This is a genomic window from Jeotgalicoccus nanhaiensis (assembly GCF_015235105.1).
GTDB classification, from domain to species: domain Bacteria; phylum Bacillota; class Bacilli; order Staphylococcales; family Salinicoccaceae; genus Jeotgalicoccus; species Jeotgalicoccus nanhaiensis.
The window spans coordinates 297,744-324,525 of sequence record NZ_JADGLW010000001.1 but is presented as its reverse complement, the minus strand read 5'-3'; the positions used below and the strand labels follow the sequence as shown (position 1 = coordinate 324,525).

Below are 26,782 nucleotides of genomic sequence, written 5' to 3'. Positions count from 1 at the left end.
GAGTCATGGAATTTATCGTTCTTATACTGATAGGTCTGCTTTCTTCAATACTGGGCTCGCTCGTCGGTATCGGCGGGGGTGTTATTGTTGTTCCGGCCCTGATGTTTTTTGGTCTTGAGCTCGGCCTGCTGCCGGCAATAACACCCCAGACTGCTGTCGGGACATCGAGTATGCTGCTGATATTCACGGGCATGAGTGCGATGATTTCATATGCGCGCAATAAGCAGGTGGACAGAGAGAACGGCATTTTATTTCTGATTGGACTGATGCCGGGGGCGCTCGCGGGATCTTATGCCAGCAGTTTATTTACAGTTGACAGCTTTAATCTGTATTTCGGTATATTTCTAATTTTTATCAGTATACTTCTCGTTGTCAGAAAGAAAATTAAACCGATGAAAGTATTCCAGAATCCTAAGTACTTAAAACCTCACCGTGATAATATGGGTAACATTTACCATTACGGATTTCCGCCTTATCTTGCAATTACGATAACTTTTTTCGTCGGATTTATAACGGGTCTGTTCGGTATAGGAGGCGGGGTTCTGATGACCCCGCTCATGCTGATGGTTTTCAGAATGCCGCCGACAATTGCCATCGGCACGAGCATGATGATGGTATTTTTCTCAGGTGTATCATCGGCTTTCGGCCACGTGCTCCAGAATAACGTCGTTTATACGTATATACTGATGCTCGTGCCTGCTGCTATCATCGGAGCGACTGCCGGAGTTAAAATTAATCAGCGGTTCAATTCGGACGGTTTAGTAGTACTGCTCCGGACCGTCCTGTTTATACTCGGTGCATACTTGATTTTACAAACAATTCTTTAAGGAGTGCTCGTATGGAAGTGAAAATTTATCATACTAATGATATACACAGTGCATTACATAATTATATGAAGTTTACGAGCTTCATAAAAAATAAAAGACGACAGTACAGAAATAATATGTTTTATGTCGATATCGGCGACCATGTTGACCGTTCACATCCTTATACAGAAGCGACGCTCGGAAAGGGCAATATCGAATTGTTGAATAATGCAACGTGCGACGTAGCGACACTCGGGAATAATGAAGGAATCACGCTGACCAAAGAGCAGCTGAAGCATTTATACGATGATGCAGAGTTCGATGTCATCTGTGCCAATCTGCGTGAAGTAGGAAGTAAACAGCCTTATTTTAAACCGTATACTATAAAGGAAACCGGCGGGATAAAAATCGGATTCATTGCAGCAACAGTTGAGTTTACTCCATTTTATCTGGCACTGGATTGGGAAGTGGCAGATGCTTTTGACTGGATAGAAAAATATTTAAGGGAACTCGAACCAAAGGTGGACGTTATTGTTATGATGAGCCATCTCGGTATGTATGACGACGAGACTCTGGCTAATAGATTTCCTGAAATTGATTTAATTTTATCATCCCATACGCATCACCATTTTGAAAAAGGAGAGCGCGTTAATGGTGTGCTGCTTGCAGCAGCCGGCAGATACGGTGAATATATCGGGGAAGTCACTCTCACTTTTGAAAATGGCAGGCTTACCGCGAAAAAAGCTGCGCTGATTGAATCAGATATCTTATCCCAGGTCGAAAACGATTATTATGATATAGGCAAAGCCAAATTAAAAAATACAGTCATTAAAGAAGCAGCACTGCCGATAGACCGGCGACTTTATTCGGCTGGACGCTTCAGCTCGCTCCTTGCGTATATACTTAAAGATTTTACGGCCAGTGATGCAGGGCTCATTCATACGGGACTTATTGCGAGTCCGTTTGAAGGGGGAGCACTGACTGAATATGACTTGCATAAAGTGCTGCCGCACGCCATTAATGCTGTACAAATAGAGTTGACTGGACGCGAGATGAAAGAAATATTTACCCAGGCGAACCGTCAGGAGTATAAAGATGAAATCGTGCGCGGTCTCGGCTTCAGAGGAGACATTTTCGGCTGTTTTGTAACGCATAATATCCAGTATATCCAATCGGAACGCGAGTATTATATCGATAACGAACTCATCGATGAGAAGAAAAAATATAAGCTTGGAACGCTTGATATGTACACTTTCGGCAGGATTTTCCCGCAGTTCAGATATTCGAAAAAAGAGTATATTATGCCGGACCTGCTGCGCGATCTCGTAAAAAATTATATAGAATGTTTATAGTCTTTTAAAGCCGGGATATGCTATAATGTTAAGTAATCAAATAAATAAAGTAGAGGTTGCTCTTTTCAACAGTAAAGTATTTCAGCAGGCATGCGTTTAAGGATACTTGAAAGGGACAAGAGCCGAAGGATGATACCGGCAGGTATTTGTTCTGGGGTTCAGTTTAACAGGCTGGACACTGTCAGTTACATGATGCGCTACATTTAATAGATAAATCATAAATGCGTGCACTGTCAGCGTATTTATGATTTTTTTTATTGAAAAAATTTAGGAGGAAGAAAAATGGAGTCATTTTTAAATTGGGAATATATGCCGCTGATCCCGCCATTAATTACACTCATACTCGTAGTAATAACGAGAAGAGTAGGCATCAGTCTCGGTGCGGGAATTATTACATCAGCCTTCGTTATTGCGAATGGGCACTTTGGAGAATTTTTTAAATTGCTGTTCGATTCGTTTCTCGGCATATTTATTGAAGACGGCGGACTGAACACATGGAATGCCTACATATTAATATTTTTAACACTGCTCGGAATTATGACAGCATTTATGAATATGTCAGGCGGCGCGCGAGCGTTTACGAATTGGGCGCTGACAAAAGTTAAAACGCGCCGCGGTGCAGGTTTTATGACTGCAGTGCTTGGAATTATAGTGTTTATCGATGATTACTTCAGTGCTTTAATTGTCGGACAGGTTGCTAAGCCGATTACTGATAAATATAATATTTCGCGGGCAAAACTTGCTTATTTCGTCGATACGACAGCATCACCGGTAGCCGTTATGTCACCGGTATCGAGCTGGGGTGCAGGTATTATGGGAATGACAGCACCGGTATTAATCGGCGCTGGAATGACACATATATCACCCTTTCAGAGTTTTATGTATATGATTCCAATGAACTTTTATGTTATCTCGGCACTTGTTATGATGTTTATCGTTATTTCTTTTAAACTGGATATCGGTCCGATGAGGAAACAGGAGAACCTGGCGATTAACGAAGGAATATTACGTGATAAAGTGCCTGAATTTGCAGAACAGGATGAAGACCTGCCTGTGCATGATGGTGCAGGTGCCAGCGCCTTAATTATTCCGATTGCAGGACTTGCTGTCGGAGTAATCGGAGCGATGTATGTGACCGGTGCGATGGAAGCAGGGACCTGGAGTCTGATGCCTGTGCTGGAAAGTACCCTCGTGACACATTCACTGCTTACAGGAGGCATTATCGGTCTCGTGCTGGCACTGTTCTATTACTTCAGACATACGAGAAATGATAATGAATTCAGCAAGAGACATGTCTGGCTCGGTATTAAAACAGGATTTTTAGCGATGTTTCCGGCCATGCTTATACTGACTTTTGCCTGGATGATCGGCGGGTTAATCAGTGAACTCGGCACCGGCGGCGTTCTTGGTTCAATGGTGGAAAACTCAAGCCTTCCAGTAGCGCTGCTGCCGGCAGTAGTATTTATTGTTGCTTGCTTTATGGCACTTGCTACAGGTACAAGTTGGGGTTCTTACGGCATACTGATTCCTGTTGCTGGAGAAATTATTATTGCACTTGGTGCAACGGAATTACTCCTCCCGTCAATCGCAGCTGTACTTGCAGGCGGTGTATTTGGAGACCACTGTTCACCGATTTCCGATTCGACAATTCTGTCTTCTACCGGTTCCGGCAGCGATCACATTGTCCACGTTATGACGCAGTTGCCGTATGCTTTAACTTCAGCTTTAATCGGACTGTTCGGCTTTGTTGTGCTCGGATATACAGCTAACGTATACTTTGGTTTGCTGAGCGTTATAATTGGACTGCTTGCAGTTTATATTATTGCTAAATTTATCTACCGCCCGGTAGCTAAACAAAACGCATAATGGTAAAAACTGTGATATCATAAATGTATCAGTTTGATTAAAGGGTGTGCGTCTATGATTACTATTGATCATATGAACTTTGAACTCGTGGAGAATTACCGCGATGCATTTGATGAAGAAGTTTTTATCGAAAAATACAGCGAGCTATTGAATAAGTACGATTATATTGTCGGTGATGTCGGTTATGAAAAATTAAGACTTGCCGGTTTTTATAAAAATTCAAAACGTAAAGTGGAACCGGACAAACGTGTCAATGCCATCGAAGAGTACTTGAATGAATACTGCAACTTCGGCTGTGCTTATTTTATATTAAGAAAAGTTTCAAAACAGGAACTAAAAGAACAGGCTGAAGAGTCTGGTGAAGAAATTAAGGAAGAGGCCGGGTCGTAAAACCCGGCTTCTTTTTTGTATGATATGATAAGAGAGAATAATTATGATGAGGTGTAGAAATGTATTTTGTGGATAAAAAGCTTTTAAACAAACGTCTCGACTACATTGAAGGTCTGGCAGAAACGATTGATACTGATAACAAATTGGCACTTGAGAGAGCATGTCATATGCTGATCGAAGCGACAGTTGACGTCGGCAATATGATTATCGATGCATTTATATTAAGAGATCCTGGGAACTATCAGGATGTGCTTGATATTCTGGCTCAGGAAAAAGTTATAGGACCTGAAGATGCTGAGAAGTTTAAGAATACACTGAAGTGGAGAAAAGAGCTGACGAGAAATTACCAGTCGGTAGATCATGCCGCAATGCGCGCAGATTTCAAAGAGAATATCAGCGCCTATAAAAACTTTAAGGCGAGTATTGAGCACTTTTATAAAAACGACCCGCAAGCAGTCACAGCTTTCAGCAGTGATACAGATGTATAAAGGGTACTTAATAGATCTCGATGGTACAATGTTTAATGGTGATAAAGTTATTGAGGGAGCCGTGAACTTTATCGATCGTTTAAATAAGGCAGGTATACCCTATTTATTTCTGACGAATAACGCGACAAGACAGCCGTCTGAAATTCTGAAAAAATTTGAGGGTATGGGGTTTACGACGGCAAAAAACCATATATATACTTCAGCTGACGCTATGAAAGTTTATCTGGAGGAGGCCTTTGACATACCGTCTGTATATATAATCGGCACGGAAAGTTTTAAAAATACACTGACGCATGATGGAACTGCTGTTTTTAATGATTATGCACCGGATGCTGTTGTAATGGGGCTCGACACATCTATTACCTTCGATAAAATTCTTACCGCCTGCCGGCTGATTCAAAACGGAGCGCAGTTTCTCGCAACAAATCCCGATATAAAAATTAAAACATCTTACGGTTTCTCTCCGGGGAACGGATCCTTCGTTAAACTGGTCAGCGAAGTAACGGGAGTAAATCCGGTTATCACCGGGAAACCGAACAGCTATATTTTGAGCGGGGCTTTAGCGCGTCTCGGCATGCTTAAAGAGGAAGTGGCGATGATCGGCGATAATTACGATACTGATATTATGACTGGGATTAACGGCGGTATCGATACAATTCACGTTGGCACAGGAGTTCATTCAAAAGAAGAAGTGATGAGTAAAAGAGTGACGCCCGCGTATACGATTAATACGCTTAACGACTGGAAGCTGTAAACTTATGAACCTTCATGTTAACCTTTATATTTTTATGGTTAACATGAAGGTTCTTTCCTGTTATTATATAACTAAACCAAATAACAGGAGAAAAGATATGAAAACTAAACACCTTGTTTTTGCTGCTTTATTTACCGCGCTGATTGCAATTGGTGCACAGATTAGAATACCGCTTGGACCGGTGCCATTTACACTGCAGGTGCCGATGGTGCTGCTGGCCGGTATGCTGCTCGGAAAAAAATTGGGTTTGATTTCCATTATGGCTTATATCGGAATCGGCCTGATCGGCATCCCGGTGTTTGCAGGCTCGGGCGGGCTTGGTTCTCTCGTCTCTCCGTCCTTCGGATTCGTGCTCGGATTCATACCGGGCGTTGTAATTACTGCCATGGGCGGAAGTGAAGAAATTAAAAGAATGATTGCTTTTACGCTGCTCGGCATGAGTGCGATATTTATATGCGGCGTATTGTACTTCTCGTTTATTATGAGTGCTGTAATTGGAACTCCGATGTCCTTAACTCAAATACTGATGGCTGCTGTTGTGCCGTTTTTAATTAAGGACATTATTCTTGCAGTGCTGACTGTTATGTTTGCAAAAGCTTTAACAGGAAGAGGGCTTGTTCTCGCATAAAAATAGGACTTTCAAATGATGGATTTTTAAGTGTCTTTCTATTATAATGTACTGTATACGAAGTAATGCTCATAAATTGATTGGAGTGAACTAATTATGGCAGTCAGTCAGGATACAATGTACGAACAAGTTGAGGAAGTATTAAATAAATTACGTCCGTTCCTTCTGCGTGATGGCGGAGACGTTGAACTCGTAGATGTTGAAGACGGTATTGTGAAGCTCAGACTTCTCGGAGCATGCGGAACATGCCCAAGTTCAACGATTACTCTTAAAGCCGGTATCGAACGTGCACTTCTTGAAGAAGTACCGGGATTTGTTGAAATCGAGCAGGTATTTTAAATCGCAACTAGAGACGGGCCGTCTCTAGTTTTTTTATTTTTCAGAGTGAGGAGAATGACCAATGTATACAATTGTAGAGTTTTGCAACGCTAATATGCAAAAAGGGACTCACGATGTGTATGCTCAGCTGGATAAAAATCCGGCAATCGATGTCGTCGATTATGAATGCACAAATAATTGCGGTTTGTGCAGCAAAAGTTATTTTGTTCTCGTAGACGGGGAAATCGTGGCTGCTAAAAACAGTGAGCAGCTGTTTGAGAAAACTTATAAACGAATCGACAAAAATAATCAGGCATTAGATGAGTGAACTCATCGTTGGTGCTAACGTTTTTCGTGTAGTATAATTATGATATTGAGAATTTTGTAACAAAGTATTAAGAACAGGAGTGATTTTTATGTCATCAGTAACACTGACAGAAAGTGCAGCGTACGAAGTAAAAGATATGCTGGAAGCGAATGACATGGCAGAAGGCTTCCTGCGTTTTAAAGTTCAGGGCGGAGGCTGTACAGGATTAACATACGGTATGGCAGCCGAGCATGAAGCAGCGGAACGGGATGAAGTTTTTGAATTCCACGGTGTTAAAATGCTCGTTGATAAGTTCGACCTCCCTGTCGTTGACGGTACTGTAATTGATTTTAAACAGTCGTTAATCGGCGGCGGTTTTACGATTGAAAATCCGAATGCAAGTCTGTCCTGCGGCTGCGGTTCATCATTTAGAACCAAGGAAAATGCGGGTGCGCCGGGAGACTGTTAAAATTAGTGAAAACGCTTGAAATATTACCATATAGTGCTAATATAATACTTGGTATAGAAACTGAAATAACAGTCTATAATTATATATAAATTACATTCGCGGGAAGGGAAATAAATTATGAGCTATGAAAGAAAAAAGGTCCTGGTACTTGGTGCCGGTTATGCAGGCTTATCCGCAGTTAGTAAACTGCAGAAAATTATCGGAGTACAGGAAGCGGACATTACTTTAATCAACAAAAATGAATACCATTATGAAGCTACATGGCTGCATGAAACAGCAGCAGGTTCAATGAACTGGGAAGAAGGCGTCTATCCGATTGCCAAAGTTGTGGATAACATGAGAGTCCGTTTTATCCCGGCTGAAGTAACTAAAATTGACCGCGACGCACAAGTTGTTGAAACAACTCAGGGCGAATTCAGCTTCGATACGCTTGTAGTGGCATTAGGTTTTGAAAGTGAGTCATTCGGCATTAAAGGGATGGACGAATTTGCAACGACAATCGTCAGCCCGGAAACTGCCGTAAGAACACGTGAAGAAATCGAACAGAACTTTATCAATTACAAAACCTCTAAAGATCCAAAAGATTTATCAATTCTTGTCGGCGGAGCAGGTTTTACAGGGGTGGAATTCCTCGGTGAACTTGTTGAAACACTTCCTGAGCTCTGCAAAGTGCACGGTATCGACTATAATCAAGTTAAAATCACTTGTGTAGAAGCAATGCCGACAATGCTGCCTATGTTCTCTGAAGAGTTAACTCAACATGCAGTTAACTTCCTTGAATCACGCGGTGTAGAATTCATGCTTGGAACAGCTATTGTTGCTGCTAATGAAAACGGATTTGTTGTTAAAGTGAACGATGAAGAAAAACAGCTTGAGGCTTCAAGCGTAGTATGGACAGCGGGTGTACGCGGTTCACGTCTGATGGAAGAATCATTTGAAGGCGTTAAACGCGGACGCATTGTCGTTAAAGATGATTTAACGGTTGATGGCTATCCGAACATCTTTGCTATCGGTGACGTGGCAGCTGTGATGAACGGAACAGGAGAAAACGCACGTCCATATCCGACAACTGCTCAAATTGCAATGCAGTTAGGGGAACACACTGCTAAAAACATCAAGCTTAAGCTAAATGGCGAGAAAATGGAGCCGTTTGCCTATGACGACAAGGGAACTGTATGTTCACTTGGCACAAAAGATGGAATCGGTGTAGTTCTCGGCCGTGAAATTAAAGGTAAGCCAGCAGCATTTATGAAGAAAGTCATCGATACGCGTGCAGTTCTGAAAATCGGCGGCGCAGTATTAGGTGTAACAAAAGGTAAATTCCTGTAATTTTAAAATTCAGCATTATGCATGGGTATATATAATGCCCATGCTTTTATTTTTTTGGAGGAAACAATTATGGCAATGAATATCGTTCAGCTGTTTATTTCTGTGCTGCTGTATTTTGTTTTATTTTATGGAATCAGTTTTATTTTGAACATGATTTTAAAAATGACATGGATTATGGCGTTCGTTTATCCGGTGATTGTCTTATGGATTATCGGAAGGGTTTCATTATTTGATTACATAGCAAGTCCCGGTGAATCATTCGGTATTTTATGGGAGAACATCGTTGGAATTTCAATTTATGATATTGTTATTTTAGGCAGCGGATTTATCGGAATTATTTTAGCGGGTATGACAATACGCTACTTAAGAAAAGCAGGTTATCAAATGTTTTAGGGGGAACGAATTTTGAATATCAAATTTGAAGAAAAATACATTGCAGATGATTCGGTACTTGTTATCGGTTTACCTGAGAATATAAAAGATTTAAAGAATTTTGATGAACTGGATACATTATTAAATGGTTTAACAGAAGAAATTATCGCAGCCGGTGTATTGTCCCAAGAATACGGTAAAGTTACGACGACAGGTGTTACAATCCAGCGCCGCTACCGTAAAGTAATTGCTGTAGGATTAGGTGACAGCGGGGAATTAACTGCCTTGAAAATACAAAAGGCTGTCGGTAAGTTATTCCAGTATATGGCTCTCGAGAAAGAAAATAAAGGTCAGTTTATTTTAGATACTTTTGCATTTGAAGCAGAAGAAACGGCAGATGCAGTGGGAATGATGTCCGCTGTGAGCAATCACGGGCTGACAGGTTACGACACATCTGGCGGCAAACAGTTTTACGATGAATTGGATATTACACTGGTTACCAAATCAGATGTAAAAGAATGCTTTAACCACGGAGCAGCACTCGGCAGCAGTATAGCTCTTGCAAGAGATTACGCAACAATGCCGCCGAATCATTTGTATCCGGAAAGTTTTGCCGATCAGCTCGCAATCAACTTCAAAGACCGTCCGTACATCAAAGGTGAAGTAAAAGATTTTGATACGCTGGTGCAGGAAGGATTCGGACTTTTGGCTGCAGTTGGTAAAGCATCAGTCAGAAAACCCCGCCTCGTGACAATAGAATATAAACATCCCGATGCAGCCGATGATGCACCGATTGCATTAATAGGCAAAGGGATTACGTATGATTCCGGCGGTTATTCTCTTAAAACACGCACAGGCATGCGGTCTATGAAATACGATATGAGCGGAGCAGCGAACGTCGCAGGTATGATGGATGCAGTGTCGAAACTGGAATTGCCTGTTCATGTTGTTGCAGTGCTGGCGCTTGCTGAAAATATGGTGGACGGCAATGGCATGCGTCCCGATGATGTATATCAGTCACTGTCAGGTAAAACTGTTGAAGTATCAAATACAGATGCCGAAGGCAGACTTGTGCTGGCAGATGCAGTATATTATGCTTCCACGACTTATGAGCCGAAAGTTATGATGGACTTTGCGACGCTGACAGGCGCGGTTATACAAGCAATTGGCGAAGACCGCACCGGCGTATTTACAAATCAGGGCAGGAAGTTTATCAACAACCTTTTAATCAGCAGCAAAGTGACAGGAGAAGATATCTGGCATCTGCCGATATCGGAACTTGAAGATGACAGAGTTAAAAAATCGGATATTGCCGACTTAATAAATGCGGACTTTAAACCGGGCGGCGCATCTTTTGCGGCTGCATTTATTAATCAGTTTACAGAAGATACACCATGGGTTCATTTTGATATTGCAGGAACGAGCAATACATCAGCTGCCACTCCGTTTGCTAAAAAAGGCTCTACGGGAGTAATGATCCGTACTATTATCGATTTAATAGAATCAGGTACACTGTATGAATAAGGGGCTCCTTAAAACACTCGGTATATCTTTGACGGTCGATGAAATAGGAAAATGCGCAGTCGAAATGCCGATTACAGAAAAAGTACTGCAGCCATTCGGCTACGTGCACGGCGGAGTGAATGTTGTTCTGGCGGAGACAGCCGCAAGCTTAGGCGCCTTTAAAATGATTGCCGAAGATGAAATTGCTTTTGGCATGGAGATCAATGCAAACCATTTGAAAGCAAAGCGTGAAGGTATACTGACAGCTACAGCGCTGCTTAAGCACGGCGGTTCAACATCACAGGTATGGGAAATTGAAGTGACGGATGAACAGGATGAACTGATCGCACTCAGCAGATGCACTGTCGCGATAAGAAAAAAGAGATAGAATAAATAGAGATGAAGAGGGATCCGGTTTCGGGTTCCTTTTTTTGTGTGGCATTTAGTGTGCGGGGTTGGCATGATGGGGTTTCATGTGTATCCAGCGGCGCTGGGGTTGGCATGATTGGATCTCATATGTGTCCGCCGGCGCTGGGGTTGGCATGATCTGGTCTCATATGTACCCGCCGGCGCTGGGGTTGGCATGATCGGGTTTCATGAGTATCCGGCGGCGTCCGGGTTGGCATGATCGGATCTCAGATGTATCCGGCGTTAACACGCCGCACAGTATAAATAAAACAAAAAAAGACCGGGGCAGTAAAATTTCCGTCCCGGTCATAAATATATTAGTCGTCTAATTCTTTGTTTTTACTGCGTTCGATTTTTAATCTTGCTGTTTCTTCCGTTTCTACTTCAGATCCCGTTTCATCACGTTTCAATTCATTAAGAATTGTCAGCTGATACGGTTCAACATCGGAGTGGAAGGCACTTCTCGCGATAAGGTGTGCACCGACAGGTGCTGAAATGAAAATGAAAAGAACTGCCAGCAGCAGTTGTGTATCAACTTCTGCTTGATAGTATGCAAAGTATATAAATACTCCGATTAAAGTCATACCGACTCCAAGTGTCGAGCTCTTCGATGCTGCATGCAGTCTAGTGTATGTATCCGGCAGACGGATAACACCAATTGCAGCAACAAGTGTGAAGAAGGCGCCGGCGAGTAAGAAAAGTGCGATAAGACTAACTATTATTATCTCTGTCATTTTCAATAATCACACCTTTCTCGAGGAATTTGGCGAAGCCGATTGTTGCGATAAATCCAATCATACCGATGAGCATAATAACTACCAGCAGGTATGATGTATCAAGCGCCATAGATACGAGACCGATCATTCCCATCAGCGTGACACCAAATGCATCGAGTGTAATTACTCTGTCATGCAGGGTCGGCCCCTTTATAACTCTGTATATCATGCCGAGCATTGCAAATGCGAAGATAATAATACTAATGATTACGACTATATTGATAAAGTTTGTCATGGTTTAGCCACCTCTTTGATAACATTTTCAAAAGAAGTTTTAATGTTTTCAATTTCCGCATCTGCATCTTCCATATCCAGACCGTGAATGTAAATAATTGAGTAATCTTCTGAAATCGCTACAACTACTGTACCAGGTGTCAGTGTAATTAAGGTTGACAGCAGTGCAACTTCCCATTCTTCTTCCAAGTCATTCGGGTAAGCATAGAACCCCGGATGAATATCAATTTTAGGAGACACTACAATACGTACCACTTCAAGATTTGCTTTTATCAATTCGATAATAAAAATAAAGAAGAGACGAATCATCCAGTACAGTCGTTTTAAGTAAAAACGACCCGGCAGGAAGTTGCGGAGAATGTAAACAGCAACCAGACCGATAATATAACCAGTAACAAATGTTCCTATAGTGAACTCGGCATTCATAAACACCCATAAAAATGCCAGAACAATATTAATTAAGAGTTGAAATGACAATTATTCCACCCCCATCAAATAGTTAGAATACGATGACGGATTGTAGAATGCTTCAGCCGCCATTTCAAAGGCCGGGAATAAAAAGTCAGCTGAAAGCCCAAAGACAGTTGAAACGATAACGAGACCAATAGCTGAGAACAGCAATTTATCCGATTTAATATCTTTCAGTTCAATCGGCTCTGACGGTTCTCCCCAGAATACTTTAATGAATACTTTCATAATACTGTATAAAACAATCAAACTCGACAGCAGCACGATTATTGCTGAGAAAGTATGGCCGTTGTTAAAAGCAGATTCTACGATATACAGTTTACCGAAGAATCCAGGAAACGGCGGTACCCCTGCCAGGGACAGGCCGGCGATAAAGAATGTCCAGCCGACGACAGGATGCTGTTTTATAAGTCCGCCGAGATCTGCAGCATCGTTCTTCCCTGTACGGTAAATTATAAAACCGATGAGCAGGAACAGCGCTGCTTTAATGATCATATCGTGGATTAAATAATACATGCCGCCGATAGTTCCGGCGTAATCCATCATTGAGAAACCGACGATAATGACTCCGATTGCAATCATAATGTTATAAATAATAACTTTTTTCATATCAGTATATGCTAGTGCTCCTATACAGCCGGCGACAATAGTGAGGAGCGCAAGCAGCAGCAGCACCTGATGGGTATAAGCTGTATCGCTGGTAAAGAACAGTGAAAATGTTCTTGCAATCGCGTAAACTCCTACTTTAGTCAGCAGAGCGCCAAACAGTGCAATGACCGGCATCGGCGGAGCACTGTAAGAACCCGGCATCCAGAAATAAAGCGGGAACAGTCCGGCTTTTGTAGCAAAAACGAATATAAAGACAACTGCAACAAGTGTCATAATAGCGAGGCTGCCATCGTAATTGGATAGTTTAATATGAATATCAGCCATATTTAACGAACCTGTAACTGAATACAGGTAGGCAAGTCCTACAAGAAAGAAGTTTGATGACACGATGTTTACAACGAGATATTTAAAACCTTCCTGAAGCTGGATTTTCCGGCTTCCGAGAGTAATTAAAACATAGGAGGCAAGAAGGAATACTTCGAAAAATACGAACATATTAAAAATGTCTCCTGTTGTAAAAGCACCGTTTATCCCGGTAATCATAAACATGACCATAGGATAATAGTAATATCTTTCTCTCTCATATCCGATGGACTGGAATGAGTAGATAACAACGAAAAACATTACGAGCGATGTTGTAAAGACGAGCAGCGCGGCAACCATATCATAAACGACACTGATGCCGAATGGTGCCGACCAGTTACTGATGAATGTTACCATCGCTCCGTTCTTGTATACATAATAGATATTAAATGCTGCAATACCAACCATCATGAGTCCGGTGACAGCCGACACCATACGGTGAGGTATCGGACGCTTTCCGATAAACAGCATGATGACGCCGGCTATAAACGGAAGAATGATAGGGAGCATGGGTAATATGTTAGTCGTCATGTGGAACTCCTTTCATATCTTCAGTGTTATCTGTGCCGAGTTCTTTATAATTTCTGAGCAGCAGTACAAGGCTGTAAGCAGTCAACGCGAATGAAATAACAATCGCTGTCAGAATCAAGGCCTGGGGCAGAGGGTCTGAATAAGAACTTACGGTATCATCCAGAACCGGTACGTTGCCGCGTTTTAGCTGTCCCATTGTCAGAATCATCAAATGTACACCATGTGACAAAATAGATACACCGATGATAATTCTGAGAACACTCTTTGAGAGAATTAAATAAGTCGCACTGGCGATTAAGATGCCCGATAAAATAATAGTGACGAGTTCCATTATTTCTCTGTCCCCCCAACCAATGTGACAATCAGGAGCGATGTGCCCGCAACAGTAAGGAAGACACCAACATCAAAAATTACGGCTGTGTGCAGGGCAACTTCACCAAATACCGGCATAGTAACATAGGTGTGCTGGTGGGTGAAGAAGGGTACACCGAAGAAAAACAGCAAGGTCGGCACTACAATTGCCAGTGCCAGTCCGAGACTTATCATTAAATGAAAGTTCACCGGAATCATTTTCTTAACTGTTTCATAATCATAAGCCATAAGCAGAAGTATAATGGCGGAGGCAGCAAGCAGACCGCCGACAAACCCGCCGCCTGGTGTGTAGTGCCCTGCCAAAAATAAGTTTACCGAGAACAGCAGGATGATGAGAAAAATCACTTTAGAAGTGAACTGGATAAACACATCATTCATCTGGCGCTGTACTTTACTGTAACCGGCTCTTTTAAGCGTGCTCTTCATTTTCATCATCCTTTCTTGATACTTTAGCTTTCATCAGTGCGTAAATACCGATACCTGCGATACCGAATACAAGTGTTTCAAACAGCGTATCATAGCCACGGAAGTCAACGAGTATAACGTTAACCATATTTCCCCCGGCTGCGAGATCGTAGACATGATCGATATGATACTGACTGATGGAATCGAACAGCCTGTTTGAATATGCCGCGAGTCCGAAAAGTATAACGATTGCGCCGACACCGACAGATACTATGAAGTTCGTAAATTTAAATTTGATACTTTCTTCGTGTTTTGATTTCTTCGGCAGATGATAGAAACATACAAGGAATAAAGTAGTTGTTACTGTTTCTATAGCAAGCTGAGTCAAAGCAAGGTCCGGTGCCCTGAAGAATGCAAAAAACAAGGCTACTGAAAATCCAATAGCTCCGAGCATAATTATGGAAACCATGCGTGAGCGGGTCATCATTATTATTGCAAGCGAGACGAGGATAATCAGTACAAGAGCCATATCCTGAATACCGACATCGGCGAAATCACCGAATGTAATCGGCAGTCCTGTGTAGAAAGTTGTAACTATGCCGAAAATAACAAAGAATCCGAAAATATAAACCATGTAATCTCTCAGGAAGCCAGTCATTACGTTTTCTTCTGCTTTAGCAGAACCAAGCTGGCTGTAGATGAGACCTTGGTCGTATAAATGATTCAGTGTAAATTGTTCTTTATGGTACTCGTAGATAAACATCCAGCTGTTTCTGAATATATAAAGTGCTGTACCGATAACGACTATAGCAACTGTGGCCCAGAGGGCAGGATTATTCCAGCCATGCCAGTGTGAAATTTCAGTATTTAAAGCCGTTTCTGTACCCAATATACTCATTGCTGCAGGATCGATAATGGTACCTGACAGAATATTTGGGAACAGACCGAAAATAACAACGAGTGCTGATAAAATTATCGGTGATGCAAGCAACAGTTTCGGTGCTTCATGCGGTTCTTTTGGTGTCTCGTGAGTACGTTCACCAAAGAAGATGCCATGAATTAATTTAATTGAATAGATGAATGTAAATATACTGCCGGCGATTGCAAGAATCGGGAACAGGACACTCCAGTCAGCTAAAGCACTGAAATTTGCATTGCTAATTTCAAACATTGCTTCTAAAAATAACTCTTTCGACAGGAAACCGTTAAATGGAGGAATACCTGCCATCGATAAGGCTGTAATAAGTGTCATAGTAAATGTAATCGGCATGAGCGTCATGAGACCGCCGAGTTTACGCATGCTGCGCGTTCCTGTTTCGTGGTCAAGAATACCTGCCACCATGAACAGGGCGCCTTTAAATGTTGCGTGGTTAATAATATGAAACACTGCCGCAACTACTGCAACTGTGAAAATCTGTTCATCCGCGCCTGTAGCAACTGCTAGAGCGCCGACACCGAGAAGACTCATAATCATACCGAGCTGCGATACGGTAGAGAATGCAAGTATACCTTTTAAATCATCCTGCTTCACCGCGTTAAATGAAGCCCAGAGCAGTGTAACCAGACCGACAACCAGAATCAGCCATACCCATAATTCGCTGAAAGCGAAAACTGGTGTGAACCTGGCAACGAGGTAAAGTCCTGCTTTAACCATTGTAGCGGAGTGCAGATACGCGCTGACCGGTGTAGGAGCTTCCATAGCATCCGGCAGCCAGATGTAAAAGGGAAACTGTGCAGACTTCGTAAATGCTCCGAGCAGCACTAAGACTACCGCGATTGGAGTGAGCGGACTTGCCATAATTAAATCAACATTGGCGATTATTTCTCTGATGCTGAAGGTGTCTGTAATAATATACAAAATGATAAATCCGCCGAGCATCATAAATCCGCCGAAGAAAGTAATCAGCATTGATTTTTGTGCACCGTATATCGATTTCTCTTTAGTAAACCAGAAAGCGATTAAGAGGAAACTGGAAATTGATGTCAGTTCCCAGAAGAAATACAGCATTAGAATATTATCGCTTAAAACTACGCCGAGCATAGCAGTCATAAAAATAAGCAGATAGACATAAAAATTGCCAAGTTCTTCTTCTTTGGATAGGTAACTGATAGAATATAAAACTACCAGTGCGCCAATACCAGAAATCAGTATTGCAAATAGTAAGCCGAGACCATCTATGTAAACGTCAAAATTCAACCCGATACGGGGCATTAAATTTAATGTATGATGGAAAACTTGATTATTGGCAATAGAGGGTATTAAGCTAAATAAGTATGCGACTATCACAGTCGGAATAGGCAAAACAAACCAACCGAGATGTACATCTTTAACATACCTGTATATTATTGCGATAGCGACCGCAGCAATAACAGGTAAAAATATTGCTAAATGTATCAATGTCAAAGTGTATCCTCCTCTAACGTTATTATATTTAACCATTATACATTAATATTAATTGTAAATAAACGCTTAGGGTTTGAAATTTTCGACTATTCTCGTATACTGTATATATGGTAGCAAGTGGTATGAGAATTAAAATGTTTAAGTTTTAATTTCAATATTACTGGTGCTTATATGAAATTAATAAAATTTTTCAGGAGGCCAAATTTATGGCATATTCACAATTAACAACTGAGCTTTTAGAAGGCGAAACAAAAGCGGTAATCAAGACTAATATGGGTGACGTAACAGTTAAACTTTTAAATAATGTCGCACCTAAAACTGTAGAAAACTTTGTTACACATGCGAAAAATAAATATTATGATGGTTTAATTTTCCACAGAGTCATTAAAGATTTCATGATTCAGGGCGGAGATCCGACAGGCACAGGCATGGGCGGAGAAAGTATCTGGGGCCAGGCTTTTGAAGATGAATTTTCAACAGATGCATTCAACCTCTACGGTGCTTTGTCTATGGCAAACGCAGGACCGAATACTAACGGTTCACAGTTCTTTATCGTTCAGCTGAAAGATGTACCATCAGATATGGTATCGCAGCTTGAAGGCGCGGGCTACCCAGCTGAAATTATTGAAAGCTATAAAAAACACGGCGGCACGCCTTGGCTCGATCAGAGACATACTGTATTCGGCCAGGTTATCGAGGGCATGGATATTATTGAAAAGATTGCTGATGTTAAGACGGGAAGACAGGATAAGCCTGTTGAAGATGTAATTATCGAAACAATTGAAGTAACAGAATAATATATAAATGAAAGTGCACAGTCTGGAAATAATGAAGGCTGTGCACTTTTTTCTTAAAAAGTATCACAAATTAGTCATTATTATATTATTTAAATCAGAAAACACTCTGATATACTTATCTGTGTAAAGGTGAGTGATTTAAAGATGATGCCATTCCTTTATTTCCCGGAAGATAAAACGGAATATATTCCAGCGCTTATCATGTTACTTCTTTTTATATTACTTGCGTTTATCGTGTATAAACTTATTAAAAAATATTCGCGCAACGAAGAAGAGAAGATGAGAGATTTCGAAGAAAAAGTTCTCGAAAGACTCGAACATGAGCATAAGGATGACTCCACACGGAAATAGTGATTCAATTAATATAAACGATTTATTATTTCTGTGTGCGACCTTAGAGCCCTGCAGATTACATAACTTATATGAAAAATACGCGCACATATGCCAGCATGGTATGTGTGTTTTGCTGTGTGATTTTTTTGGCTACTTCATTCATTTATGTTAAAATGGTGTTGGATTTAACAAAGAAGTAAATAAGTAGGGATAACATGGCAAAAAAATACCGGATCGGCCAGTTCGTCAAGGTTAAAATTACTGGTATTCAGTCGTACGGTGCTTTTGTCAAAACTCCTGATAATCGTGATGGTCTGATCCATATTTCCGAAGTGATGAACGATTACGTTCACGATGTGAATCAATATTTATCCAAAGGCCAAATAGTAAAGGCTAAAATTGTCAGCATTGATGAAAACGGTAAAATCAGCTTATCATTGAAAGAAAATGAATACTTCAAGAACGAAGAGAAGAAAAGAGATAAGCGTTCTGTATTAGAGAAGATCAAAGATACCGAAAAATACGGTTTCCAGACTCTGGCAGAAAGAATGCCTGTCTGGATAGAAGAGGCAAAAGAACGTATGAAAGATTAATACCAGTAGCAGAACCTGTGAATTTCACAGGTTTTTTGTTTTTTCTTGGATGAATTTATATTCATATTAAATTCATAGATTCCAATGAAAATGTAGTCTGAAAAGTATAAATCACCGCTTATTTGTATACGTTTTCAAATATGATAAACCCCATTGTAAAGCACTCTAATAAAATTCTTGAAAATAAAGTTGATTACGGGCATGATGGATATGAATACATATTTAATAATGTATATTTAAATAGTTTTTTAAACATAAAAAGGGGGAGAATGAAATGAAAAGTGAAGAAATCATCAAACAGACAGAACGGTATGATACGAATATATACAAACCGCTGCCGATTGTAATTTCAGAAGCGGAAGGTGTGTGGGTGAAAGATCCGGAAGGCAATAAGTATATGGATATGCTGAGTGCATATTCTGCCGTTAACCAGGGACACCGTCATCCGAAAATTATCCAGGCGCTGAAAGATCAGGCAGATAAAGTAACACTGACGTCGAGATCATTCCATGTCGACTGCCTTGGAGACTGGTTCGAAAAGCTCAGTGAAATATCTGGGAAAGCCCGGGTTCTGCCGATGAATACAGGGGCTGAAGCTGTCGAGTCGGCAATTAAAGCTGCCAGACGCTGGGCATATGAAGTTAAAGGAGTACCTGATAATCAGGCTGAGGTTATAGCGATGAAAAATAACTTCCACGGCAGAACGATGATTCCTATGTCGATGTCATCAGAGCCGGAATACCGGAGAGGGTTTGGGCCGCTTGGGGACGGATTCCAAATTGTTAATTACGGTGATGCGGAAGCGCTAGAAGATGCGATTAATGATAATACAGCAGCTGTGATTTTAGAACCGATTCAGGGGGAAGCGGGTGTCAATATTCCGCCGTCAGGCTACCTGAAAGAAGTCAGGGAAATTTGTGACCGCAATAATGTGCTGTTTATCTCTGATGAAATTCAGGCAGGGCTCGGCAGGGCTGGAAAAATGTTTGCGACAGACTGGGATGAAGTTGTTCCGGATATGTATATTTTAGGAAAAGCACTTGGCGGCGGAGTATTCCCCGTGTCTGTTGTGCTTGGTGACGACGAAGTGCTCGGAGTGCTGAATGAAGGATCACACGGATCAACTTTTGGCGGCAATCCGATGGCAGCTCGAGTATCGGAAGCAGCGCTCGACGTTATTATAGATGAAAAACTTTCAGAACGTTCCCTGGAGCTTGGAGAGTATCTGCTTAATGAATTGAAAAAAATAGAACACGAAGCTATTGTAGATATACGCGGCAAAGGGCTGTTTATCGGCCTCGAACTGAATAAAGGTGCGCGCGGATTCTGCGAGCAGCTGAAAGATGAAGGCGTCCTCTGCAAAGAAACTCACGGCACCGTAGTAAGGTTTGCACCGCCGCTTATCGTAACTAAAGATGAGCTCGACTGGGCCCTTGATAGAGTTAAAAAAGTTTTTAACAAAGATACTTTCTAAAAAATTTCTTTATGATACAATATTAATTGAAAACAGTTACAAAAAGAGGCGGATAAAATGTCAGAAGAAATTAGTTTAGTTGAATCTACCCAGCGAATCATCAAAGAGGCGCTGGATAAGCTTGGTTATAATGATGATATGTATCAGTTGATTAAAGAGCCATTGCGTTCATTAAAAGTGCGTATTCCAGTAAAAATGGATGACGGGTCAGTTAAAGTATTTACAGGCTTCCGTGCACAGCATAACGATGCAGTGGGTCCTACCAAGGGCGGAGTGCGTTTCCACCCGAGCGTTTCAGAAGATGAAGTTGTAGCGTTATCTATGTGGATGACACTAAAAGCAGGTATTGTTAATCTGCCTTACGGCGGAGGTAAAGGCGGGATTATCTGTGACCCGCGAGAAATGAGCATGGATGAAGTTGAAAGATTATCACGCGGCTACGTTCGTGCGATATCTCAAATCGTTGGACCGACTAAAGATATTCCTGCACCTGACGTATTCACAAACTCGCAGATTATGGCGTGGATGATGGATGAATACAGCGCAATTGACCAGTTCAACTCACCTGGTTTTATTACCGGTAAACCATTGGTGCTCGGCGGTTCGGAAGGCCGCGACAGAGCGACAGCACTCGGTGTTGTAATCTGTCTTGAAGAAGCACTTAAGAAACGCGATATGAAGATAGAAGATATTCGCATTGTCATTCAGGGATTCGGTAACGCAGGAAGTTTCCTGTCTAAATTCCTCTTTGACAAAGGTGCGAAAATCGTAGGTATTTCAGATGCTAACGGTGCACTTCACGATCCTGAAGGTCTGGATATTGACTATCTATTAGAACGCCGCGACAGTTTTGGCATGGTGACAAATCTGTTTGACAATGTGTTATCAAACGATGAATTATTCTCATTAGACTGCGACGTTATTATTCCGGCAGCAATTGAAAATCAGATTACTGAGGAAAATGCTCCGAATATTAAAGCGCAGATTCTGTGTGAAGCAGCTAACGGACCGACTACTACTGAAGCGACACGCATCCTGACTGAAAGAGACGTTCTGATTGTACCGGACGTACTTGCATCAGCAGGCGGAGTAACAGTATCTTATTTCGAATGGGTACAAAACAACCAGGGTTATTACTGGAGTGAAGATGAAGTAAACGAGAAAATGGAAGAAAAACTCGTTGCTGCATTTAACGAAATCTATGACCTGCACGACAACCGCCAAATCGATATGAGACTCGCAGCATTTATCGTAGGTCTTAAACGCACCGCAGAAGCTTCACGCTACCGCGGATGGGCGTAAAAAAAATTATTTTAAAGACAAAACCTTTTTATAGGTTTTGTCTTTTTTATTGGAGATAGAAGCTTACCTCACCAATGAGCTGTTTTCATTGCAGACCTGTTTTAACTCAGTCCCAAATACAAAAGAATTTAAAAGATTTGTTACACCCGGTAAACGTTGTGATATAAAGCTTTCCGCGTATTTATTAAGACTTAATTTTCAGACAAATTGAATTTACCGCTTGCATTTATATTTTTATCTTGTTAGTATTAAAATCAATTCGAAAGAAGAGTAGTACCATATATTGATTTCAAAGAGAGCCGGTGGCGCTGTGAACCGGTATTTCATATATGTGAATGGACTTCTTTATAAACAATTAATTAAATATAATTTTTCATGAGCGGACCGGTTTTAACCGGTCAATACAGGTGGCACCGCGGATTCCCGTCCTTAATATTTTTATATTAAGTACGGGAATTTTTTTATGTTAATTTAATATCAGCAGATGGATATAGTAGCAGCAGTTTTACGTTTCACAGAGAGCCGGATTTGGTGGGAACCGGCAGCGTGTTCTGCAGTGAATTGGGTTCCAGTTTTAAATTCTGCCCGGGTAATGCCGTTATACATTAGAGTGAAGCGAAAGCTTCAACAGAGGTGGTACCGCGGTTAACATCGTCCTCCATGACAATATGTCATGGAGGATTTTTAATTTTAAGGAGGAATATATTATGACATTAAATATTACGACGGTAACTGAAGCAGCGATAGCGAAAGTGGAAAATGGAAAAGATTTAACATATAAAGAAATGTACGAATTTTTTACTGAAGTTCTAGATGGTGGAGTAACAGATGACGAGCTGCGGGATTTTATCGTCGCTCTAAGTGATAAAGGTGAAACAGTGGATGAAATTACAGCGATTGCCGAAGTGCTGAAGTCTTATGCGAAAGATATTCCAAACGTAAACGATAAAATCATGGATAACTGCGGCACGGGCGGAGACCACTCGCAGAGTTTCAATATATCGACGACCTCTGCTTTTGTCCTCGCAAGCTGCGGTGTAACAATTGCGAAACACGGCAACAAGAGTGTGACAAGCAAGACTGGAAGTTCAGATGTACTGCAGTCGCTTGGTGTGAATTTAAACTTTGATGCTAAAAGAGTGGCACACGAACTTAACGAATCAAATATTACATTTTTAAGCGCACCGCATGTACATCCGAAGATGGGACAAATTATGAGAGTCAGACAGACACTGAAACGTCCGACAGTATTTAATTTTATCGGACCGTGCATCAGCCCGCTGAATCTTGATTATCAGTTTTTAGGCATATACGATCGTGAAAAACTGCTTACGATCACACAGGTGCTGAAGCGTCTCGGACGTGAAAATGCCGTTGTATTGAACGGTGCGGGGCATATGGATGAAGCGACTTTGCTCGGTGATAATCACCTCGTATTTTTACGAGGCGGGGAAATAGAAGAAGTTGTGATTGATCCGACGGACTACGGCTTAACACTGTGCGACAAAAGCGATATTGCAGGCGGGGACGGCCGGGAGAATAAGGAAATTCTGGAGGCAGTGCTGCAGGGCACAGCGACCCGCGCACAGCTGGAAACGGTACTGTTAAACGCAGGTATCGGACTCTTTGTGGCTGACAAAGCAAAATCTGTCAGCAAGGGTATTCAGGCAGCAAGAGAAGCAGTGGAATCCGGCAGAGCATACGCTAAGCTTCAGGAAGTAATTAAAAACAATGAGGAGGCAGGCAAATGACGATACTTGATGACATTGTGAAAGTAAAAAAAGAAGAGCTGCTCAGATATCCGGGTGAAGTCGATTTGATTACAAGAGAAAAACCGAGGGACTTTACGGCGGGCTTTAACCGGGATAACGGCATCGCTCTAATCAGTGAAGTAAAACGCGCCTCTCCTTCACAAGGCGATATCAATGCGGTCATGGACCCTCTCACACAGGCGGAATCATACGTCAGAGGCGGTGCAGATGCCGTCAGTGTTTTGACAGAAAACCGGTTTTTTAAAGGAAGCTTTGATGACTTGGAAACCATTGCCCAAACAGTCGATGTCCCGGTGCTGAACAAGGATTTTATTATCGATAAAAGGCAGATTAGCCGGGCTTATAACCACGGTGCGGATATTATTCTGTTAATCGTGACCATCCTCGATGATGATGCTCTGTCTGAACTTTACAATTACGCGAGTTCACTTGATTTAAACGTTATCGTTGAAGTGCACGACGAAGAGGAATTGAAACGTGCACTCAAAATTTCACCTGAAATTATCGGTATCAACAACAGAGACTTAAAAACGTTTACTGTCGATATTGGCAATACAGAGAATCTGCTCCGGAAATACGGTACAAATGATATTCATTTCATCGCCGAAAGCGGCATTCATACTGGAGAAGATGCAGAGCGCATGAAGCTTGCAGGCGCATCGGGCATGCTGGTGGGGGAATCATTAATGCGTGCAGCGAGCATCGAAGAAAAAATTAGGGAACTGAAAGCGGGTAAAGTATATGAAAGTTAAAATCTGCGGTATCAAAACAGTCGAAGAAGCCCAACTTGTTGCTAAGGAAAGACCGGACTTTATCGGCATGGTGCTGGCACCGAGCAAACGCCGGATCAGTCTTGATACAGTTAAAGAAATTACAGACAGTCTGGAAGGAACAGGTATTAAAACGGTCGGTGTTTTCGTTAATCCTTCAAAAGCGGAAGTTGAGGCGGCTTTAAACGATGCGGGACTCGATTATATACAATTTCACGGAGATGAGGATAAAGATTTTGTCGGACAGTATCAAAGCCGTGCTATCAAAGCCTTTCCTTCAAACTCAAAATTATCATACAAAGAACGCTTCGATTTCCCTGCGGAATATATACTGATCGACAGCCCTAGAGAAAAGTACTACGGCGGCAGCGGTGTTGCCTTTAACTGGTCCGAACTGCCGCTTAGTGAGATTGATAAATCAAGACTCGCTCTCGCAGGCGGTTTAAATCCCGGCAACGTCGGCAAGGCTGCAGCTGCGGTAGCACCTGCTTTAATCGACGTCTCCAGCGGAGTTGAAACAGACGGTGTCAAAGATTCAAAAAAAATTGCAGATTTTATAAAAATTATCAGAGGTGAAATATAATGATAGAAACATATAAATATCCCGGCACAGACGGCAAGTTTGGCGAGTTCGGCGGCACTTACGTGGCAGAATCGTTAATTGCTACTTTAGAAGAATTAAAAGAAGCATATAAAAATGCACAGGAAGATCCCGAATTTAAGCGTGAATTTGATTACCTGATGAAAGAATACGTCGGCCGGGAGAATCCGCTTTATTATGCAGAACGGCTGACCGAAAAACTTGGCGGTGCGAAAATATATTTAAAACGCGAAGATTTAAACCACACCGGTGCACATAAAATTAACAATGCAATCGGCCAGGGACTCCTGACTAAATATATGGGTAAAACGAAGGTCATCGCAGAAACAGGCGCAGGCCAGCACGGTGTTGCAACCGCAACAATCGCAGCCCTGCTCGGGCTGGAGTGTAAAGTATTCATGGGTGCAAAAGATGCTGCACGCCAGGAACTGAATGTATTCAGAATGGAACTGCTCGGTGCAGAAGTGATTACAGTCGACCAGGGAACAGCGACGCTTAAGGATGCGGTGAACGAAGCGATGAGATACTGGGTGCAGCATATGGAAGATACGCATTATGTTATCGGCTCGGTGCTCGGTCCGCATCCCTTTCCTCAAATAGTGCGTGACTTCCAGAGTATTATTTCAAAAGAAGCAAAAGCTCAAATATTAGACAAAGAAGGGCGTCTGCCGGATAAAGTCGTTGCTTGTATCGGCGGCGGCAGCAATGCGATGGGAATGTTTTATAATTTTATTGAAGATAAAGATGTTGAATTAATCGGCGTCGAGGCAGCAGGCAACGGTATTGACAGCGATAAAGTCGCAGCTGCAATCAACCGTGGTTCTGTAGGTATTGCCCACGGTGCAAAAATGCATATGCTGCAGGATGACAACGGCCAGCTGCAGGGGACGCACTCAATTTCTGCGGGACTTGATTATCCCGGCATTGGGCCGGAGCACAGTTTCCTGTTCGATACGAAACGTGCGAGTTATGAATACGCTTCTGATAAAGAAGCGCTGAAAGCGTTCCAGGAATTATCGAGAACCGAAGGTATCATTCCGGCGCTTGAAAGTTCTCATGCGCTTGCCTATGTAATGAAAATTGCGCCTGAGCTTCCTGAAGATGAGATTATTGTCGTATCACTGTCAGGCAGAGGCGATAAGGATGTTGAAATGGTTAAAGCAGAACTGGAGGCGGGAAAAAATGACTAAAAAGCGTATAGAAGAAATGTTTGCGAAGCTGAAGGAAACGGATGATAAAGCGTTTATTGCATATATTATGGCAGGAGACGGCGGCCTCGATACACTTCCGTACAAGATTAAAACGCTGGTAGACGCAGGGGTGGATCTGATTGAAATCGGCATTCCTTTCAGTGATCCGGCAGCAGACGGTCCTGTTATTCAAAAGGCGGGCATCCGTGCTTTGGAAGAAAACGTCAGCCTCCGTCAGATTCTCAAAAAGCTTCGCGAAATTAAAGATGATATCAAGGTGCCGTATGTGCTGATGACTTATTATAATCCAGTATTTCATTATGGCCTCCGGGAGTTCACAAAAGATGCAGAAGCATCCGGTGTCAGCGGAGTAATCGTGCCAGATGTTCCTCTCGAGGAAGAGCCGGAGCTCAAAAATGAACTTGACGCTGCCGACATTGCAATTATCCGTCTCGCGACCTTAACGACGTCAGACGAGAGGCTCGAACATATTCTAGACAAAGCTGAAGGTTTTATATATGCGGTAACAGTTAACGGAGTGACCGGCAAAAGAGCCGGCTACAGCGGAGAAGTATTTGATAATTTGAAACGCATTAAAAGTAAATCCGGGGTGCCTGTCTGTGCAGGTTTCGGCATTACTTCTGCAGAGGCTGCCAAAGCGCTCGGTGAACATTGTGATGGAGTGATTGTCGGATCAGAAATTGTGGAAATGTTTCACCGCTGCGAAGAAGAAAAAATTAAAAATCTGATTCCGAAAAAGCATGCGAGTCATGCTAAATAACGATAAATCGTCATTAA

The 26,782-nt window shown here is 42.0% G+C and carries 31 protein-coding genes and 1 riboswitch; of the genes, 24 read left to right on the top strand and 7 right to left on the bottom strand.

Annotation, left to right across the window (positions count from 1 at the left end):
- Positions 1-5 precede the first annotated feature (5 nt).
- From IR135_RS01525 to IR135_RS01460, 14 genes are all read left to right on the top strand, one after another.
- Positions 6-827: a sulfite exporter TauE/SafE family protein gene (locus tag IR135_RS01525; RefSeq protein WP_135096064.1), complete on the top strand. Its 822-nt coding sequence runs from the start codon at positions 6-8 to the stop codon at positions 825-827.
- 11 nt (positions 828-838) lie between these two features.
- Complete coding sequence (locus IR135_RS01520) at positions 839-2,158, top strand: bifunctional metallophosphatase/5'-nucleotidase (protein WP_135096062.1); 1,320 nt, start codon at positions 839-841, stop codon at positions 2,156-2,158.
- 42 nt (positions 2,159-2,200) lie between these two features.
- Positions 2,201-2,366: riboswitch (Lysine riboswitch) on the top strand.
- A gap of 74 nt (positions 2,367-2,440) precedes the next feature.
- A complete protein-coding gene (locus tag IR135_RS01515; RefSeq protein ID WP_135096060.1) occupies positions 2,441-4,024 on the top strand; it encodes a Na+/H+ antiporter NhaC family protein in 1,584 nt (527 codons plus the stop codon).
- A 54-nt stretch (positions 4,025-4,078) separates the two neighbouring features.
- Positions 4,079-4,414, top strand: a complete 336-nt coding sequence (locus IR135_RS01510; protein WP_135096058.1) for a YutD family protein — start codon at positions 4,079-4,081, stop codon at positions 4,412-4,414.
- A gap of 59 nt (positions 4,415-4,473) precedes the next feature.
- On the top strand, positions 4,474-4,902 hold the full coding sequence (locus IR135_RS01505; RefSeq protein WP_135096056.1) for a DUF86 domain-containing protein: 429 nt from the start codon (positions 4,474-4,476) through the stop codon (positions 4,900-4,902).
- Positions 4,895-5,656 (top strand): TIGR01457 family HAD-type hydrolase, encoded by a 762-nt coding sequence (locus IR135_RS01500; RefSeq protein ID WP_135096054.1) that lies wholly within the window; start codon positions 4,895-4,897, stop codon positions 5,654-5,656. The genes IR135_RS01505 and IR135_RS01500 overlap by 8 nt, the downstream gene beginning before the upstream one ends.
- Positions 5,657-5,753: 97 nt before the next feature.
- Positions 5,754-6,284, top strand: coding sequence for a biotin transporter BioY (locus tag IR135_RS01495; protein ID WP_135096052.1), 531 nt, complete (start codon positions 5,754-5,756; stop codon positions 6,282-6,284).
- A gap of 96 nt (positions 6,285-6,380) precedes the next feature.
- Positions 6,381-6,623, top strand: coding sequence for a NifU family protein (locus IR135_RS01490; RefSeq protein ID WP_135096050.1), 243 nt, complete (start codon positions 6,381-6,383; stop codon positions 6,621-6,623).
- A gap of 61 nt (positions 6,624-6,684) precedes the next feature.
- Positions 6,685-6,930 carry a DUF1450 domain-containing protein gene (locus IR135_RS01485; RefSeq protein WP_135096048.1) on the top strand — a complete coding sequence of 82 codons (246 nt, stop codon included), beginning with the start codon at positions 6,685-6,687 and terminating at the stop codon, positions 6,928-6,930.
- 88 nt (positions 6,931-7,018) lie between these two features.
- A complete protein-coding gene (locus IR135_RS01480) occupies positions 7,019-7,378 on the top strand; it encodes a HesB/IscA family protein (protein WP_135096046.1) in 360 nt (119 codons plus the stop codon).
- A gap of 117 nt (positions 7,379-7,495) precedes the next feature.
- A complete protein-coding gene (locus tag IR135_RS01475) occupies positions 7,496-8,707 on the top strand; it encodes an NAD(P)/FAD-dependent oxidoreductase (protein WP_135096044.1) in 1,212 nt (403 codons plus the stop codon).
- Between the two features lie 75 nt (positions 8,708-8,782).
- The gene (locus IR135_RS01470) at positions 8,783-9,100 is read left to right on the top strand and encodes a YuiB family protein (protein ID WP_135096349.1); all 318 of its coding nucleotides are present in this window, start codon (positions 8,783-8,785) and stop codon (positions 9,098-9,100) included.
- Between the two features lie 12 nt (positions 9,101-9,112).
- Entirely contained in the window at positions 9,113-10,603 is a 1,491-nt protein-coding gene (locus IR135_RS01465; protein ID WP_135096042.1) for a leucyl aminopeptidase family protein, read from the top strand.
- On the top strand, positions 10,596-10,970 hold the full coding sequence (locus tag IR135_RS01460; protein WP_135096040.1) for a PaaI family thioesterase: 375 nt from the start codon (positions 10,596-10,598) through the stop codon (positions 10,968-10,970). The genes IR135_RS01465 and IR135_RS01460 overlap by 8 nt, the downstream gene beginning before the upstream one ends.
- Positions 10,971-11,307: 337 nt before the next feature.
- Here IR135_RS01460 and mnhG read toward each other — a convergent pair whose 3' ends face one another.
- From mnhG to IR135_RS01425, 7 genes are read right to left on the bottom strand one after another with little or no spacing between them, the layout of a single operon-like run.
- The gene (gene mnhG / locus IR135_RS01455; protein WP_135096038.1) at positions 11,308-11,724 is read right to left on the bottom strand and encodes a monovalent cation/H(+) antiporter subunit G; all 417 of its coding nucleotides are present in this window, start codon (positions 11,722-11,724) and stop codon (positions 11,308-11,310) included.
- On the bottom strand, positions 11,702-12,001 hold the full coding sequence (locus tag IR135_RS01450) for a Na(+)/H(+) antiporter subunit F1 (RefSeq protein ID WP_135096036.1): 300 nt from the start codon (positions 11,999-12,001) through the stop codon (positions 11,702-11,704). The genes mnhG and IR135_RS01450 overlap by 23 nt, the downstream gene beginning before the upstream one ends.
- On the bottom strand, positions 11,998-12,477 hold the full coding sequence (locus tag IR135_RS01445; RefSeq protein ID WP_135096034.1) for a Na+/H+ antiporter subunit E: 480 nt from the start codon (positions 12,475-12,477) through the stop codon (positions 11,998-12,000). Before IR135_RS01445 ends, IR135_RS01450 begins: the two co-directional genes overlap by 4 nt.
- On the bottom strand, positions 12,478-13,971 hold the full coding sequence (locus tag IR135_RS01440; RefSeq protein ID WP_135096032.1) for a Na+/H+ antiporter subunit D: 1,494 nt from the start codon (positions 13,969-13,971) through the stop codon (positions 12,478-12,480).
- Complete coding sequence (locus IR135_RS01435) at positions 13,961-14,302, bottom strand: Na(+)/H(+) antiporter subunit C (RefSeq protein WP_135096030.1); 342 nt, start codon at positions 14,300-14,302, stop codon at positions 13,961-13,963. The genes IR135_RS01440 and IR135_RS01435 overlap by 11 nt, the downstream gene beginning before the upstream one ends.
- A complete protein-coding gene (locus IR135_RS01430; protein WP_135096028.1) occupies positions 14,302-14,769 on the bottom strand; it encodes a Na(+)/H(+) antiporter subunit B in 468 nt (155 codons plus the stop codon). The genes IR135_RS01435 and IR135_RS01430 overlap by 1 nt, the downstream gene beginning before the upstream one ends.
- A complete protein-coding gene (locus tag IR135_RS01425; RefSeq protein WP_135096026.1) occupies positions 14,753-17,152 on the bottom strand; it encodes a Na+/H+ antiporter subunit A in 2,400 nt (799 codons plus the stop codon). The genes IR135_RS01430 and IR135_RS01425 overlap by 17 nt, the downstream gene beginning before the upstream one ends.
- Positions 17,153-17,358: 206 nt before the next feature.
- Between IR135_RS01425 and IR135_RS01420 the strand changes: the two genes are divergently transcribed.
- The 10 genes from IR135_RS01420 (at position 17,359) to trpA (ending at position 26,765) form a co-directional block, all read left to right on the top strand.
- On the top strand, positions 17,359-17,949 hold the full coding sequence (locus IR135_RS01420; protein WP_115885959.1) for a peptidylprolyl isomerase: 591 nt from the start codon (positions 17,359-17,361) through the stop codon (positions 17,947-17,949).
- 144 nt (positions 17,950-18,093) lie between these two features.
- A complete protein-coding gene (locus tag IR135_RS01415) occupies positions 18,094-18,300 on the top strand; it encodes a hypothetical protein (protein WP_115885958.1) in 207 nt (68 codons plus the stop codon).
- 197 nt (positions 18,301-18,497) lie between these two features.
- Positions 18,498-18,875, top strand: a complete 378-nt coding sequence (gene ygs / locus IR135_RS01410) for a S1 domain-containing post-transcriptional regulator Ygs (RefSeq protein WP_115885957.1) — start codon at positions 18,498-18,500, stop codon at positions 18,873-18,875.
- 274 nt (positions 18,876-19,149) lie between these two features.
- Complete coding sequence (locus IR135_RS01405) at positions 19,150-20,349, top strand: ornithine--oxo-acid transaminase (protein WP_135096024.1); 1,200 nt, start codon at positions 19,150-19,152, stop codon at positions 20,347-20,349.
- 57 nt (positions 20,350-20,406) lie between these two features.
- Positions 20,407-21,651: a Glu/Leu/Phe/Val family dehydrogenase gene (locus tag IR135_RS01400; protein ID WP_135096022.1), complete on the top strand. Its 1,245-nt coding sequence runs from the start codon at positions 20,407-20,409 to the stop codon at positions 21,649-21,651.
- Between the two features lie 707 nt (positions 21,652-22,358).
- On the top strand, positions 22,359-23,402 hold the full coding sequence (gene trpD, locus IR135_RS01395; RefSeq protein ID WP_167753332.1) for an anthranilate phosphoribosyltransferase: 1,044 nt from the start codon (positions 22,359-22,361) through the stop codon (positions 23,400-23,402).
- A complete protein-coding gene (gene trpC / locus IR135_RS01390; protein WP_135096018.1) occupies positions 23,399-24,175 on the top strand; it encodes an indole-3-glycerol phosphate synthase TrpC in 777 nt (258 codons plus the stop codon). Before trpD ends, trpC begins: the two co-directional genes overlap by 4 nt.
- Positions 24,165-24,776 carry a phosphoribosylanthranilate isomerase gene (locus IR135_RS01385; protein WP_135096016.1) on the top strand — a complete coding sequence of 204 codons (612 nt, stop codon included), beginning with the start codon at positions 24,165-24,167 and terminating at the stop codon, positions 24,774-24,776. Before trpC ends, IR135_RS01385 begins: the two co-directional genes overlap by 11 nt.
- The gene (trpB, locus tag IR135_RS01380) at positions 24,776-25,984 is read left to right on the top strand and encodes a tryptophan synthase subunit beta (protein WP_135096014.1); all 1,209 of its coding nucleotides are present in this window, start codon (positions 24,776-24,778) and stop codon (positions 25,982-25,984) included. Before IR135_RS01385 ends, trpB begins: the two co-directional genes overlap by 1 nt.
- Positions 25,977-26,765 carry a tryptophan synthase subunit alpha gene (gene trpA, locus IR135_RS01375; protein WP_135096012.1) on the top strand — a complete coding sequence of 263 codons (789 nt, stop codon included), beginning with the start codon at positions 25,977-25,979 and terminating at the stop codon, positions 26,763-26,765. Before trpB ends, trpA begins: the two co-directional genes overlap by 8 nt.
- Positions 26,766-26,782: the final 17 nt, after the last annotated feature.